Origin of the sequence: Litchfieldella qijiaojingensis, from assembly GCF_014651875.1 — a bacterium.
Taxonomy (GTDB): Bacteria; Pseudomonadota; Gammaproteobacteria; order Pseudomonadales; family Halomonadaceae; genus Litchfieldella; species Litchfieldella qijiaojingensis.
In genome coordinates this window covers 12,540-27,022 of the sequence record NZ_BMXS01000012.1, presented here as the reverse complement: position 1 = coordinate 27,022, position 14,483 = coordinate 12,540, and the positions used below count along the sequence as shown (strand labels likewise).

The window sequence follows — 14,483 nt, the reverse complement described above, 5'->3', positions numbered from 1 at the left end:
CCAGGCGCGGGGATTGTCAGTGCAGCTTCATCTTCGGCCGCAGGTAGCGGTTGATGCCATCGACGACCACCGTCATGCCGGTTTTCACTGCACCATGAATAGCGTACTGATGCATGCGATACAGTGAGGCGTAGAACACCTTGGCGATGCGGCCTTCGATGAACAGGCTGCGTGCCGAGGCGCCGCGCATCAGGCTGCCGACGGCATCGAAATGCGCCAGTGAGATCAACGAGCCGCGGTCGCGGAAGGTGAAGTCCTTGAGCGGTTTGCCCTCGAGGGTTGCGACGAGGTTGCGATATAGGCGCGAGGCTTGCTGATGCGCAGCCTGGGCGCGAGGCGGTACCAGCTTGCCGTCAGGCTGAGGGCAGGCTGCACAGTCGCCAAAGGCGAAGATGCGTTCATCGTCGAGGCTCTGCAGCGAGCGCTTGACCTTGATCTGGTGATTGCGTTCTGTGGACAGGCCCAGATCCGAAAGAAAGGCTGGCGCCCGAATCCCCGCGGCCCAGACGTTCAGATCGGTGTCGATGCGGGTGCCGTCGGCGGTCATGAAACCATGCTCGTCGGCTTGGGTGACCCGAGTATCGACATGAATATGCACGCCAAGCTTTTCCAACTCGCGATGCACGGCTTTGCTGATGCGCTCTGGCAATGCCGGCAGAATCTGTGGGGCCGCTTCGATCAGATGCACGTCTAGCTGGCCACTATTGAGCGATGTGAAACCGTAGCTGTGCAGCATCTTGGAGGCATCGTAGAGCTCGGCGGCGAGTTCCACGCCGGTGGCGCCAGCACCCACGATACCCACGACCAGATTGGTGTGTAGCCGCCTTTCGGGATCGCTGTATTGCAGAAAGGTGTTGAGCATGTCGTGACGGAAGGCTTCGGCCTGCTGTGGGCTATCGAGGAAGTGGCAGTGGTTGGCTACGCCGGGGGTGCCGAAGTCGTTGGAGACACTGCCCAGCGACAACACCAGATAATCGTATTCCAGGGTGCGAGAGGGCAGGACCATGGCGCCGTTGTCGCCGATGATCGGTGCCAGGGTCAGACGGCGTGCCTCCCGGTCAAGATCGCTTAGCGTGCCGCGCTGGAAGTGGTAACCATGTGCCTTGGAATGGCCCTGATAGGAAACTTCGTCGAGCCCCGAGTCGAGGACGCCGGTGGCAACTTCGTGAAGCAAGGGTTTCCAGATGTGAGTGGGGTTGCGGTCGACGAGCACGATCTCGGCGCGCTTGCGCTTGCCGAGCTTGCGTCCGAGCCGAGTGACCAGCTCGAGTCCGCCCGCGCCTCCGCCGACCACCACGATACGTGGTAGGGTCATGCGAGACTCCTGACTGAAAGTGTGAAGGAAAAGTGCGTAAAATAAATCGCCTGGGTCAGGAAGGGCGTCTCGACGTGGCGAGGGCTCTCGACCTGGTAGCGGCGACGACCGCCTTTAAGCATATGCCTCTTGCGCGTCGCTGCCTATGCCCTGAAACGTTTTTTGGCCATGTCTTTTCGTAATATTACATGCGTGAACGGGATGCGTGGCGCCGTCTTTCTTTCATCTTATTGATTTTAAAGAGGTGTTCTAATGCATCCAGTGTTGGAGGGGATTCGCCTGGTCACGTTCGATCTGGACGGAACCTTGATCGACTCGGTCCCCGACCTGGCGGTGGCGGTCGACCGGGCGCTGGACGACCATGGGGTGACGGGCCGTGGCGAGGGCCGAGTGCGTGACTGGGTTGGCAACGGCTCGCACAAGCTTCTGGAGCGCGCTTTGCGCGATGCGACGGGAGAACTCCCGGCACCTGAGGTTCACGAGTCCGCTCATGAGGCATTCCTGCATTACTATGGTCAGGCACCTAACGTGAAAACGCGGCTCTATTCCGGCGTTCGCGAGGCATTGGATGTTTTGCATGGGCGAGGGTTCGCACTGGCGCTGGTGACAAACAAGCCACATGCCTTCATTGCTCCGATCCTGGAGGAGTTCGGTCTTTCCGCTCACTTTGGCTTGTGCCTGGGCGGCGACTCGTTGCCTCAGAAGAAGCCCGATCCCGCACCGCTGCGACATGTGGCCAGGCATTTCGGGATGGATGTTCAAGAGTGCTTGATGGTTGGCGACTCGCGGCATGACATCGACGCGGGACGACGGGCGGGCTTCCGCACGCTCGCGGTACCCTACGGCTATAATCATGGCGAGCCGGTAGCGGCGAGTCGCCCCGATGCGATGGTTGAATCGTTGGCGGAACTCGTTTAGGGTTGGACAATCACTGCTATAAGAAGCGTTGGATCAATAAGATTCCGCTATAACTCTCGCTTTACGGACCGTTCCATGACGCTGGAATCCCGCTTTTCCTTGCAATATCCATTGGTCGTTTACGGCGCTGGTGCGCTGATGCGCGATGTCAAGCGCTGGCGATGGTGACCTCTTCTCCTTCATAGCCCTTTGGGCCGTTGCGTGTTTTTGTCACCACCCAGAAACGTCTTGTGAGGAAATGCCGGGCCATGATGACTCCCGAACGCTTCGCCGAGCTGGCGCAGGCCGGTTACAACCGTATTCCGGTCACGCGAGAAGTGCTCGCCGATCTCGACACTCCCTTGTCGACCTATCTCAAACTGGCCAATGCCCCCTGGACCTTCCTGCTCGAATCCGTGCAAGGCGGTGAGAAGTGGGGTCGCTACTCGATCATCGGCCTACCGTGCAATGAACGCATCGAAGTGAGAGGCTTCGAGGTGCGTCATGTCATCGATGGCGAATGTCAGGAAACCATCACGGTCGACGATCCGCTCGCCTGGGTCGAAACCTTCCAGCATCGTTTCCAAGTGCCACGTCTCGATGACCAGCCGCGTTTCGATGGCGGGCTGGTGGGGTATTTCGGCTATGACACCATTCGTTATATCGAGCCGCGCTTGCGCGGGCCGCATGTGGAGACCAAGCCCGATCCACTGGGGGTGCCGGATATTCTGCTGCTGGTCTGCAACGACCTGGTGGTCTTCGACAACCTCTCCGGTCGCTTGACCCTGTGGACCCACGTCGATCCATCGGAGAGCGAGGCCTTCGAGCGTGCCAAGGTGCGACTCGAACGTCTGGAGGGCCAGTTGCGCAGCGCAACGCTCAATACCGCCAGTTCGGGTACTGGTCGGAGTGCCGTCGAGGAGGGACACTTTACTTCGGGCTTCACCGAGGAAGGCTTCAAGGCGGCAGTGGAGAAGATCAAGGAATACGTGCTGGCTGGCGATGTCATGCAGTGCGTGCCGTCGCAGCGTATGTCGATACCCTATCAGGCGCCACCGCTGGACCTTTACCGGGCATTGCGCAGCCTCAACCCTTCGCCCTACATGTTCTTCTTCAATCTCGGCGACCATCAGGTGGTGGGCTCGTCACCAGAGATTCTTACCCGCCTGGAAGAAGGCGAGGTCACGGTGCGGCCGATCGCCGGTACTCGGGTGCGGGGCCGTACCGAGGACGAGGATCGTGCCCTGGAGGTCGACTTGCTCAGCGACCCCAAGGAAATCGCCGAGCACCTGATGCTGATCGACCTGGGGCGCAACGATGTCGGCCGGATCAGCGAAACCGGCTCGGTCAAGGTGACCGACCAGATGGTGGTGGAGCGTTACTCGCATGTCATGCATATCGTCTCGAACGTCACCGGCCGCCTGAAACCAGGCCTTTCGGCGATGGACGTACTGCGTGCCACCTTCCCTGCGGGCACCCTGTCTGGCGCACCGAAGATCCGCGCCATGGAAATCATCGACGAACTGGAGCCGGTCAAGCGTGGCATCTACTCCGGTGCCGTGGGCTATCTTTCCTGGCACGGTAACATGGATACCGCTATTGCCATCCGCACCGCGGTGATCAAGGACGGCGAGCTGCATGTGCAGGCCGGGGCCGGCATCGTTGCCGACTCGGTTCCCGAGATGGAGTGGCAGGAAACGCTCAACAAGGGACGGGCACTGTTCCGCGCCGTGGCCATGGCTGAACGTGGCCTGGACAATCTCGAGTAACGCTGCCCACGACTGCCTGAATTTCATCGCCCGGCAGATGGCCGGGCGAGAGCCGGAGACCGATCCATGTCCGTGCTGATGCTGGATAACTACGACAGTTTCACTTACAACCTGGTGCAATACCTCGCCGAGCTGGGGGCGAAGGTGGAAACTCATCGCAACGATGCCATCACCCTGGATGCCATCGAGGCCATGGCGCCGAGTCATATCGTCATTTCTCCCGGCCCTTGCACGCCCAACGAGGCTGGTATCTCCATGCAGGTGATTCGTCACTTTGCCGGCAGGTTGCCGATTCTGGGCGTGTGTCTGGGCCACCAGGCCATCGGTCAGGTGTATGGTGGCGAAGTGGTGCGAGCCCCGCAGGTCATGCATGGCAAGACCTCCCGTGTCCGCCACCGTGGTGACGGCGTATTCAGGGGGCTCGAGAATCCCTTGGAAGTGACGCGTTATCATTCGTTGATCGTGGCGGCCGATAGTCTGCCAGAGTGTCTGGAAGTCACCGCCTGGGTGGACGATGATGATGTCACGCCTGGCGTGATCATGGGACTACGTCACAAGACCCTGGATATCGAGGGCGTGCAGTTCCATCCCGAGTCGATCCTGACCCGCCAGGGCCATGAGCTGTTGGCCAATTTCCTCGAGCGCACCTAGCCGTCACCGGAAAGGAGACCCATTATTATGCAGATGCGAGAGGCCATTGCGGCCGTGATGCGCGGCCAGAGCTTGAGTTTCGACCAGACCCATGAGGTGATGCGCACCATCATGACCGGCGAAGCCACCGATGCTCAGATCGGTGGTTTCCTGATCGGGTTGTCGATGAAAGGGGAAAGCGTCGAGGAGATCAGTGCTGCCGCCCAAGTCATGCGCGAGTTGATGACACCGGTGCAGACTCACTGCGAGAATGTTGTCGATATCGTAGGTACCGGTGGCGACGGCGCCAACCTTTTCAACGTCTCCACGGCATCGAGTTTCGTCGCCGCGGCGGGTGGAGCGCATGTCGCCAAGCATGGCAACCGCAGCGTGTCGTCGTCGTCCGGCAGTGCCGATCTGTTCGCCGTGGCGGGGATCAAGATCGACCTGAACGCGGAGCAGGTGGCGCGTTGCATCGACCAGGTCGGTGTGGGCTTCATGTTCGCTCCCATGCATCACCAGGCAATGCGTCATGCCATTGGTCCGCGTCGTGAGATGGGGGTGCGTACCCTGTTCAATATCCTGGGGCCGTTGACCAACCCGGCTGGTGCGCCGAACCAGGTGTTGGGTGTCTACGAGGCGGCCTTGGTGCCGGTGATGGCCGAAGTGCTCAAGCGCCTGGGTAGCCGCCATGTGTTGGTGGTACATGCTGAGGATGGGCTCGACGAAATCTCACTGGCGGCCCCGACCCAAGTCGCCGAGCTCAAGGATGGCGAAATCCGTGGATACCGAATTGCGCCCGAGGACTTCGGCATCGAGCGCCAGGCCCTGGATCCGCTCAAGGTGGTGACCGCGGAAGATAGTCTGCGGTTGGTCAAGGAGGCCTTGGGTGGCGATGGGGCTCCCGGAGACATCGTGGCGCTGAATGCAGGTGCCGCGCTGTACGTCTCGGGCGTAGCCGACAATCTGGCCGAAGGCGTGGCGATGGCCCAGGATGCCCAAGCATCGCATCTGCCGCTGGAAAAGATGAAGGAGCTCGTGGACTTTACTCGCGTCTTCGCCGACGAGTAGTCTTCTGCCGCGAACTGCCGGCGACCCTTGACGTTGCATGGTACACCGAACCGGGAAACATGATATGAGCAGCACATCGGCTGAACTGCCGACCATCCTGGCCAGGATTCTGGCTCGCAAGGATGAAGAAGTGGAGGAGCGTCGTCGAGCGATTTCGGAGCGTGAGCTGCTCGAGCGGGCCGCAGCCCAAGGGGCGCCGCGTGGTTTCATCGCGGCGTTGGATACCCGTATCCGCGCTGGGGAACCGGCGGTGATTGCCGAGATAAAGAAGGCGTCACCTTCCAAGGGGGTGATGCGCGAGAATTTCCACCCCGCCGAGATTGCCGCGAGTTACCAGGCCGGTGGTGCCGCCTGCCTGTCGGTACTTACCGATGCCGACTTCTTCCAGGGCCATGAAGACTATTTGATCGCCGCTCGCGACGCTTGCGAGTTGCCGGTGATCCGCAAGGACTTCATCACTCATGGTTATCAGGTCAGTGAGGCGCGCGCGATCGGTGCCGATTGCATCCTGCTGATCGTTGCCGCCCTCGACGATGCCCGGATGCGCGATCTGCACCAGCAGGCCGGAGAGCTCGGCATGGATGTGCTGGTGGAAGTCCACGATGCTCGGGAACTCGAGCGGGCACTGGCCCTTGAACTGTCGCTGGTGGGCATCAACAACCGCGATCTGCATACCTTCGATACCCGGCTCGAGACCACTTTCGAGCTGCTTGAACGCATCCCCCAGAGGGTGACGGTGATCACCGAATCGGGTATCCATACTCGCGATGATGTGCAGCGTATGCGCGAGCACGATGTCCATGGGTTCCTGGTGGGCGAGGCCTTCATGCGTGAGCCCGACCCGGGTGAGGCGCTCAAGCGGCTGTTCTTCTGAGGTGCTTTAGGCTCATGCGCGAGACGGGCAGCCAGATGGCTGCCCGTCGTGTTTCCCTAACGGTTGATCAGCCACAGTACCACCGACACCACCACACTGATCAGGATCATGGTGGTGATGGGGAAGTAGAAGGAAAAGTTCTCGCGACGGATGGCGATGTCACCAGGCAATTGGCCGAAGGGGAGCTTGCTGATCCAGGGCCAGAGAAGGCCGATGACGATGATCGCCAGGCCGATCAGGATCAAGGTGCGTGACATCGTTGCCTCCCGTGAGTGACAACGGCCGGCATCCGCTCAGATGCCGGCATCGGGGAATGGCGTCAGTGCGCGAGCCTCAGCACATCCAGGAGTCCTTGCAGCGGGTGCGCAAGACGCTGGTCGGAGAAACGCTTGACTTGGCTGCGGCACGAGTAGCCGGTGGCCAGCAACCGTCCGTCGTTGGCTGGATCCTCGACCTTTTCCTGCCACGACTGACCGTAGATCGTCCGCGAGGTTTCCCGGTTGCGTGCTTCGTGGCCATAGGTGCCGGACATGCCACAGCAGCCGGTGGCCACCAGCTCGAGCTCCAGGCCGAAAGCGGCGAACACCTGCTGCCAGGCCTTTGGGCTACCCGGAGCGGTGGTCTTCTCGGTGCAGTGCGCGAGCAGCTTGTAGCCCGGGTCGTCGAAGCGCAGCTCGCCCGGTACGATCCGCTGGCCCAGCGACACCAGCCATTCCTGGAGCATCAACACCTCGGGCACCGCGTCCGGCCCCAGTGCTTTTACATACTCCTGACGGTAGGTGAGGGTCATCGCCGGGTCGATCCCCACCAGCGGGACGCCGAACTCGGCCAGGGCGCTGAGGCGCTTGGCCTGCTTCGCGGCGGTGCGTTCGAAGGCTCCCAGGAAACCTTGCACATTGAGCGGCTTGCCGTTGGGCGCGAAGGGCGCCACGAACACCCGAATGTCCAGCCGGGACAGCAGTTCGACGATGTCCATCACCAGCCTCGATTCGAAATAGCTGGTGAAGGCATCCTGGACGAGCACCACGCTGCGCGCCTTCTGACGTTCGGTCAGCAGCCCCAGCGCGGTCGGCGTGGCCTCGGCCACACCCCAGGCACGCAGTTGTTTCTTGAGACTGGCACGCGACAGCCGTGGACTCTCGACCATGCCGATGGGGCCGGCCAGCAGGCGATCCATCAGACGATTCTCGAGCGCAGCGTTGTAGAGCGGCGCCACCGGGGACAGGTAGGGGACGAAGAATTCCAGCCCGCCGATCAGGTAGTCACGCAGCGGACGCAGGTAGCGACCGTGGTAGACCTCTAGGAACTGCGAGCGGAACTCGGGCACATTGACCTTGACCGGGCACTGGCCAGCGCAGGACTTGCACGCCAGGCAACCGGCCATGGCGTCGTAGACCTCGTGGGAGAAGTCCTCCTCGCCGCGTCGCTTGGCCAGGGTGTTGCGCAGCCGCCACGGCAAGTCGCGCATGAAGCCCCAGGCCCCTTCGATCTTCTTCTTGCGTGACTCCTCGACTACGTCGATGCCGGCCTGACCCTGCAGGCGCAGCCATTCGCGCATCAGGCTGGCGCGGCCCTTGGGCGAGTAAACGCGTTGGCGGGTAGCCTTCCACGACGGACACATGGCGTCATCGGTGTCGTAGTTGTAACAGGCCCCGTTGCCGTTGCAGTACACCGCACTGGCGTGGGCCTGCCAGACGCGTTCGTCGATCTGGCGGTCGCGCTGGCCGCGGGTCGGCACGCCATCGATGGTCAGCAGGCCCGGGTCGACGAGTTTGACCGGTTGTGCCTCGGTGACCTCCGACGTGACAACGGTTCCGGCCTTGGTGGTATCGGGGGCAGGACTTCGCGAAGGCGCTGTGAACCCCTCCCTGGGCGCTACATTTGCCATCCCTGGCAAATGACCTTCGCTGCGACCTGCCCCCGATGCCCCGTCGTCGGAGAGGGGCTGGTCAGGCGTGCAGCTGTAGGGTGTCGCAATCTTGCCCGGGTTGAGCTGATTGTACGGGTCGAAGGCGGCCTTGACGCGTTGCAGGCTGGGATAGAGCTCGCCGAAGAACTGGGGCGCGTACTCCGAGCGCACCCCCTTGCCGTGCTCGCCCCACAGCAGGCCATGGTACTTGTGGGTCAGTTCGGCGACCTCGTCCGAGATCTCGCGGACCAGGGCTTCCTGCGCGGGGTCCTTCATATCGATGGCCGGGCGTACGTGCAGCACCCCGGCGTCGACATGGCCGAACATGCCATATTCCAAACCGCGCGCATCGAGCGCGGCACGAAACTCGGCGATGTAGTCGGCCAGATGCTCCGGCGGGACGGCGGTATCCTCGACGAAGGGGATCGGGCGTCGTTCGCCCTGGACGTTGCCCAACAGGCCGACGGCGCGCTTGCGCATGGCATAGACGCGAGCGATCCGTTCCCGGCCTTCGGCCAGGGTGTAGCCCAGGCGCTCGACACTGGTGTCGGCTTCCAGGTGGCGGCAGAAGGCAGCGACCCGCTCGGCCAGGCGCTCGGGGTCGTCGTCATTGAACTCGACCAGGTTGATGCCGCGAATCCTGGGTGTCGCCCGTGTCGCAGTGGTGGTGTCGCCACTGTCTTCCGAGGTGGTGCCGGTTTCGTCGGGGAAGAACTCGGCGACGCTGTCCCACACGAAGTCTTCCATCGCCAGGTTGAGCACCTTGTCGTCCACCGTCTCGATCGAGGTGGGGCGAAGCGCCTGCGGCTGGTCTTGTGAAGAGGCGCTGGCCATCAACGCCTTGGCATCGCGCAGGGCATCCATGAAGCCCGCGTAGCGCACGTTGACCAGGGTCGAGTGCTTGGGGATCGGCAGCACATTGAGTACCGCCTCGTTGAGGAAGCCTAGCGAGCCTTCCGAGCCGCATAGCAGGCTGTTGAGATCGAAGCGGCCGTCCGCAGTGCGCAGGTGCGCCAGGTCGTAGCCGGTCAGGCAGCGGTTGAGCTTGGGAAATTTCGCTTCGATCAGCTCGCACTGGGTGTCGGCGATGTCGCGTGCGGTGCGATGGGCTGTACCGGTGAGGTCGCTGCGGTCACATAACGCAGCGAGTTCGCTGTCATCCAGCGGGCGGCTGACAAGGCGCTCGCCACCCAGCAGCACGCTGTCGAGCTCGAGCACGTGGTCGCGGGTCTTGCCGTATTCGCAACTGCCCTGGCCGCTGGCGTCGGTACTGATCATGCCACCGATGGTGGCGCGATTGGACGTAGAGAGTTCCGGAGCGAAGAACAGCCCATGCGGTTTCAGGGCGGCATTCAATTGATCCTTGACCACGCCCGCCTGGACCCGCACGCGGCGATTCTCGACGTCGATGTCGAGAATGCGATTCATGTGCTTGGAGACATCCACCACCAGCCCGTCGGTGAGCGACTGACCGTTGGTGCCGGTGCCACCGCCACGCGGGGCGAGGACCACCTGACGGTGTTCCTGGCGTGCCGCCAGCCGGGCGAGGCGCACGAGGTCCTCGGCGTTGCGGGGGTAGAGCACCGCCTGGGGTAGGCGCTGATAGATGGAGTTGTCAGTGGCTTGCACCACACGGTTGGCATAGTCAGGGGCGATCTCGCCACGGAAGCCGTCGGCGCGCAGGGCGTCGAGAAAGTGTAGATAAGGAGCGGCCAGGCGCTCGTAGGTATCCAGTCGTTCGATCATGAGGTCGATATCAAGCCATTGGGCGCCGCCGCTGGGGGCCTGCGACGGGACAGAAACGTGTCGACTACTTTACCCGAGCCGAGCAGGTCGCGCATCCCACAACCTATTGTCGTGGTGGCGTGGTGAAAAAGATGGCTTTTCCCTACAATAAGCGGCTGATTCTTGATCGCCTATTCTTTACGACTTCGACGGACAGGATTCCATGCTCGATCCGAAACTGCTGCGTGGCGACCTCGACCAGGTTGCCCAACGACTAGCCAAGCGGGGCTATACGCTCGATACCGCGCAATTCGAGGCGCTGGAATCCCGGCGTCGTGAGCTGCAAACCGAAACCGAGCGCCTGCAAAATGAACGTAACACGCGCTCCAAGGCGATTGGCAAGGCCAAGGCCAACGGTGAAGACATCGCTCCGTTGCTGGCCGAGGTCAGCGATCTGGGCGAGCGCCTGGATGCCGCCAAGGCAAGCCTTGCCGAAGTCCAGCGCGAGTGGGAGGCGCTGGCGGCGAACCTGCCCAACCTGCCCCACGAAAGCGTTCCGGAGGGAGACGACGAGGAAGACAATGTCGAGCTGCTGCGTTGGGGAACGCCGCGTGAATTCGACTTCGAGGTCAAGGATCATGTCGACCTCGGGGCCAAGTTGGGGTATCTCGATCTCGAGATGGCCGCCAAGCTGACCGGTTCGCGTTTCGCGGTGATGCGGGGCCCCATCGCACGCCTGCACCGGGCCCTGACCCAGTTCATGCTCGACAAGCAGACCCTCGAGCACGGCTACGAAGAGTGCTACGTACCCTATATGGTCAACGCCGAGTCGCTGACCGGTACCGGCCAGCTTCCCAAGTTCGGTGAGGACCTGTTCCGGATCGAGGGCGATCAGGGCTATTACCTGATTCCCACCGCCGAGGTGCCGCTGACCAACTTCGCGCGTGACACCATCCTCGAGTACAAGGTGCTGCCGGTTCGTCTCACTGCACACACACCCTGTTTCCGCAGTGAGGCCGGTTCTCATGGGCGGGATACCCGCGGCATGATTCGCCAGCATCAGTTCGACAAGGTGGAGATGGTCCAACTGGTCGCACCCGAAACGAGCTACGAGGCTCTGGAAGAGATGCGCGGCCATGCCGAAGCGATCCTACAGGCACTGGACCTGCCTTATCGGGTGGTGACCTTGTGCACGGGTGACATGGGCTTCGGTGCCGCCAAGACCTACGACCTGGAGGTCTGGTTGCCGAGCCAGAACACCTATCGCGAAATTTCGTCGATTTCCAACTGCGAAGACTTCCAGGCCCGGCGCATGCAGGCACGCTTCCGTCATCCCGAGCACAAGAAGCCGCAATTGGTGCATACCCTCAATGGTTCCGGTCTGGCGGTGGGCCGTTGTCTGCTGGCGGTGCTCGAGAACTACCAGAACGCCGACGGCTCGATCACCGTGCCCGAGGTGCTGCGTCCTTACATGGGCGGCATCGACAAAATCAATATCTGAAATACGAGCTACGAGCTACGAGCTACGAGCTACGAGCTACGAGCTACGAGCTACGAGCTACGAGCTACGAGCTACGAGCTACGAGCTACGAGCAGCGTTTGCCATTGGCTCGCAGCTCGCAGCTCGCAGCTCGTGGCCCGGTGCTCGATACTCAGTTTTCGATTTCCCAGCTGACTTCGACGCCGGCGTCGATGCTGATCTTGCCGGGGCGATATTCGGGAGCGGCGCCCTGACTCTCCATGGCGTCGGCGTGCATGGCCATCATGCGCGGCGTGAAGATGGGGGCCTGACTTTCCCGTACATGGACAACCTTGCCCAGCGAGACGTCCAGAGTGTCGGCCATCAGCTCGGCCTTGTGGCGCGCTTTCTCGAGAGCTTGTGCGAGTGCGCGGTCGATGGCCGCATCGCGGTCGGAGAGGTCGTATTCCACGCCGTCGAGGGCATTGACGCCGGCTTGCGTCAGGGCATCGAGAATGGTGGGGAGTTGCTCGATATCCTCGATGGCGAGCGTGACCGGGCGTTCGAGATGGGTGCGTACCAGGTTGTCCTGCTCGCCGTTGTCGCGACGTTGTCCCGGAATATGCTCAGGACGAACACTCAAGGAGCCGGCACGGATTGATTCGCTTTCCAGCCCGGCTTCTTCCAGAGTGCGGATCAGTTCGCCGGTACGAGTTTCCAGACGCTCGCGGGCCTCGCGCAGAGCCTTGGGGTCGGTCTGGGTGTCATCGCGTACCGCAATGGCCGGGGTTCGTTCCCAAAGGCGCGCATTGAGGGTGGCCCGGTCTGGCACTACCTCGAGTGTGGTCTGTGCCTGGATATGCAACCGCGAATCTTGCGGCTTGTCTTCGTGCGCTTGTGCGCCTGTCGCCATAAGGGTACCGAGTAGCAGAGTGCCAAGTATCAGGGATAGATGACGTGAAGGGGTCATGGTGGCTCCTTGCCGAATCGAATATAGGTAAGGGCGCATCAACGCGCTAGCGTCGACTTCGAGTCCAGCGTTGTGGCGCGGTTCCCATGGTATCCTGCGCTGCACCGTTTTTCCCCATTCTCCGCATGGACGGCAACTCACACGAGCATTTGTCCGGCGGCCCTGTGGCGGCCATCATAGAGAGGTATACAATCGGCCAGGATGGCGACATGCACGACGATAAAGATAATTCACGACGCAACCTGCCTCTCAACCTTACGCTGAGTCTAGCGGCGCTGGTGATCATCATCGCCGGTTTGAAGGCGGGGGCCAGCTTGGTGGTGCCGTTGTTGCTGTCGCTGTTCATCGCGGTGGTTTGTACCGCGCCGATACATTTCCTGCAACGCCTGGGGGTCGGGCCACGTCTCGCGGTCTGGATCACCCTGTCGGTGATCGGTGCTTTCCTGATGCTGCTGGTCTTGCTGCTGGTCAACAGCTTCAGCACCTTTGTCGATGCGCTGCCGGGGCTGGAAAGGCAGTTCCGCGAGTACTATCTGAACCTGCTCGGTTGGCTTGCCACCACAGGCATGTCGATCCGCCCCGAGCAGTTCGTCGAATGGTTGGATCCGACCCACGCCACCCAGTTCGTGCCGCGGTTTCTCGGCGAACTCGGCAACTTACTGCTTCAGAGCGTGATCGTAGCCCTGCTGGTGATCTTCATGCTCTTCGAGACGCTGAACTTTCCTGCCAAGGTTTCGCAGGCGCTGCGGGATCCCGCTCCCAGCCTGAGGCGCTTCGGCGAGTTCAGCCTGACCCTCAAGCGCTATCTCGCGGTCAAGACCCTGATCAGCTTGATTACCGGCGCCCTGGTCTGGGTGGCTTGCGCTCTGGTGGGAGTGGAGTTTCCGCTGCTCTGGGCGACGCTGGCCTTCGGGCTCAACTTCATTCCCAACATTGGCTCGGTGCTCGCCGCCATCCCACCGGTATTGCTACTACTCATCTCACCCGATGCCGGTTTGCTGAAGGTTATCTCGCTGGCGTCAGCCTACCTGGCCATCAATTTCGTCATGGGCAACCTGGTCGAGCCTCGGGTGATGGGACGGGCCTTGGGCCTCTCGACTTTTGTCGCCTTCCTGTCACTGGTTGTTTGGGGCTGGATCCTGGGTACGGTGGGAATGCTGCTGTCGGTGCTGTTGACGATGACTCTCAAGATTGCCCTCGAGAGCCATCCCGATACGCGCTGGATTGCACATCTGCTGGGGCCTGGTGACCCGCGCAACGATCGGGAGGTGGGTTCGAAAGCCGACCTGGGGCTGGAACGACATCGCCCCGACCAGGGCCGGGGCGACGAAGAGGTGAAATGAGACCCGGCTTGGCCGGGTCTTCGGTCATCAGGCGTTCTGTTCGATGAACTGGGAGAGCTGCGACTTGGATTGTGCACCCACCAGTGAGGCGACCTTGGCGCCAGATTTGAACAGCATGACGGTTGGGACGCCTCGTACACCATGCTCGGCGGCGATCTCAGGGGCATCGTCGACATTGACACTGACGATCTTGAGGCTGTCCGAGCGCTCCTCGGCGACTTCATCCACGACTGGCGCCATTATCTTGCAGGGGCCGCACCAAGGAGCCCAGAACTTTAGCAGAACCGGTTTGTCGGCCTTGAGCACTTCTTGCTCGAAGTTGGCGGTGGTGACATCGACGTTGTTGGCCATGGGGGTCTCCAGTTCTATGCGCTTGTAAGCGTCGCGATAACTAGTGTAGCTCGCGATGTTAGCGGCAGGCTGCCGCGCTGGCAAATGTCCGAGGGACAATAGGCTAATAGCCATATCCTATCATGGGGGCTCATTGGGGCGGGAACAATGGAAGCCCGCAGGCACTTACA

Annotated in this window: 12 protein-coding genes; 7 read left to right on the top strand and 5 right to left on the bottom strand. The window is 61.7% G+C overall.

Annotated features, from left to right (window positions below):
• Positions 1-16: 16 nt before the first annotated feature.
• Complete coding sequence (locus IE093_RS12285) at positions 17-1,315, bottom strand: NAD(P)/FAD-dependent oxidoreductase (RefSeq protein ID WP_189469600.1); 1,299 nt, start codon at positions 1,313-1,315, stop codon at positions 17-19.
• A 252-nt stretch (positions 1,316-1,567) separates the two neighbouring features.
• On the opposite strand from IE093_RS12285, the gene IE093_RS12280 reads away from it, so the two are divergent.
• The 5 genes from IE093_RS12280 to trpC all read left to right on the top strand — a co-directional run bounded on the left by IE093_RS12280 (position 1,568) and on the right by trpC (position 6,556).
• Positions 1,568-2,233: a phosphoglycolate phosphatase gene (locus tag IE093_RS12280; RefSeq protein ID WP_189469598.1), complete on the top strand. Its 666-nt coding sequence runs from the start codon at positions 1,568-1,570 to the stop codon at positions 2,231-2,233.
• 251 nt (positions 2,234-2,484) lie between these two features.
• A complete protein-coding gene (gene trpE / locus IE093_RS12275) occupies positions 2,485-3,981 on the top strand; it encodes an anthranilate synthase component I (protein WP_189469804.1) in 1,497 nt (498 codons plus the stop codon).
• A gap of 66 nt (positions 3,982-4,047) precedes the next feature.
• On the top strand, positions 4,048-4,632 hold the full coding sequence (locus tag IE093_RS12270; RefSeq protein ID WP_189469596.1) for an anthranilate synthase component II: 585 nt from the start codon (positions 4,048-4,050) through the stop codon (positions 4,630-4,632).
• Between the two features lie 27 nt (positions 4,633-4,659).
• On the top strand, positions 4,660-5,682 hold the full coding sequence (trpD, locus tag IE093_RS12265) for an anthranilate phosphoribosyltransferase (RefSeq protein ID WP_189469594.1): 1,023 nt from the start codon (positions 4,660-4,662) through the stop codon (positions 5,680-5,682).
• A gap of 64 nt (positions 5,683-5,746) precedes the next feature.
• The gene (gene trpC, locus IE093_RS12260) at positions 5,747-6,556 is read left to right on the top strand and encodes an indole-3-glycerol phosphate synthase TrpC (RefSeq protein ID WP_189469592.1); all 810 of its coding nucleotides are present in this window, start codon (positions 5,747-5,749) and stop codon (positions 6,554-6,556) included.
• Positions 6,557-6,612: 56 nt separating this feature from the next.
• Here the strand turns inward: trpC and IE093_RS12255 are convergent, their stop codons facing one another.
• Together IE093_RS12255 and IE093_RS12250 are read right to left on the bottom strand one after the other, a co-directional pair.
• Positions 6,613-6,813 (bottom strand): DUF2905 domain-containing protein, encoded by a 201-nt coding sequence (locus IE093_RS12255; protein WP_189469590.1) that lies wholly within the window; start codon positions 6,811-6,813, stop codon positions 6,613-6,615.
• 62 nt (positions 6,814-6,875) lie between these two features.
• Complete coding sequence (locus IE093_RS12250; protein ID WP_189469588.1) at positions 6,876-10,211, bottom strand: FAD-binding and (Fe-S)-binding domain-containing protein; 3,336 nt, start codon at positions 10,209-10,211, stop codon at positions 6,876-6,878.
• A gap of 202 nt (positions 10,212-10,413) precedes the next feature.
• On the opposite strand from IE093_RS12250, the gene serS reads away from it, so the two are divergent.
• On the top strand, positions 10,414-11,691 hold the full coding sequence (gene serS, locus IE093_RS12245) for a serine--tRNA ligase (RefSeq protein WP_189469586.1): 1,278 nt from the start codon (positions 10,414-10,416) through the stop codon (positions 11,689-11,691).
• A gap of 151 nt (positions 11,692-11,842) precedes the next feature.
• Here the strand turns inward: serS and IE093_RS12240 are convergent, their stop codons facing one another.
• The gene (locus IE093_RS12240) at positions 11,843-12,619 is read right to left on the bottom strand and encodes an SIMPL domain-containing protein (RefSeq protein ID WP_229803526.1); all 777 of its coding nucleotides are present in this window, start codon (positions 12,617-12,619) and stop codon (positions 11,843-11,845) included.
• Positions 12,620-12,828: 209 nt separating this feature from the next.
• On the opposite strand from IE093_RS12240, the gene IE093_RS12235 reads away from it, so the two are divergent.
• On the top strand, positions 12,829-13,962 hold the full coding sequence (locus IE093_RS12235) for an AI-2E family transporter (RefSeq protein WP_189469584.1): 1,134 nt from the start codon (positions 12,829-12,831) through the stop codon (positions 13,960-13,962).
• Between the two features lie 27 nt (positions 13,963-13,989).
• On the opposite strand, the gene trxA is transcribed toward IE093_RS12235, so the two are convergent.
• Positions 13,990-14,313, bottom strand: a complete 324-nt coding sequence (gene trxA / locus IE093_RS12230; protein ID WP_189469582.1) for a thioredoxin — start codon at positions 14,311-14,313, stop codon at positions 13,990-13,992.
• Positions 14,314-14,483 lie beyond the last annotated feature (170 nt).

Coding starts and splice junctions, on each gene's coding strand:
- trpE (WP_189469804.1), top strand. CDS start 2,485: ATGACTCCCGAACGCTTCGCCGAGCTGGCGCAGGCCGGTTACAACCGT.
- IE093_RS12250 (WP_189469588.1), bottom strand. CDS start 10,211: ATGATCGAACGACTGGATACCTACGAGCGCCTGGCCGCTCCTTATCTA.
- IE093_RS12255 (WP_189469590.1), bottom strand. CDS start 6,813: ATGTCACGCACCTTGATCCTGATCGGCCTGGCGATCATCGTCATCGGC.
- trpD (WP_189469594.1), top strand. CDS start 4,660: ATGCAGATGCGAGAGGCCATTGCGGCCGTGATGCGCGGCCAGAGCTTG.
- trpC (WP_189469592.1), top strand. CDS start 5,747: ATGAGCAGCACATCGGCTGAACTGCCGACCATCCTGGCCAGGATTCTG.
- IE093_RS12240 (WP_229803526.1), bottom strand. CDS start 12,619: ATGACCCCTTCACGTCATCTATCCCTGATACTTGGCACTCTGCTACTC.
- trxA (WP_189469582.1), bottom strand. CDS start 14,313: ATGGCCAACAACGTCGATGTCACCACCGCCAACTTCGAGCAAGAAGTG.
- IE093_RS12285 (WP_189469600.1), bottom strand. CDS start 1,315: ATGACCCTACCACGTATCGTGGTGGTCGGCGGAGGCGCGGGCGGACTC.
- serS (WP_189469586.1), top strand. CDS start 10,414: ATGCTCGATCCGAAACTGCTGCGTGGCGACCTCGACCAGGTTGCCCAA.
- IE093_RS12280 (WP_189469598.1), top strand. CDS start 1,568: ATGCATCCAGTGTTGGAGGGGATTCGCCTGGTCACGTTCGATCTGGAC.
- IE093_RS12270 (WP_189469596.1), top strand. CDS start 4,048: ATGTCCGTGCTGATGCTGGATAACTACGACAGTTTCACTTACAACCTG.
- IE093_RS12235 (WP_189469584.1), top strand. CDS start 12,829: ATGCACGACGATAAAGATAATTCACGACGCAACCTGCCTCTCAACCTT.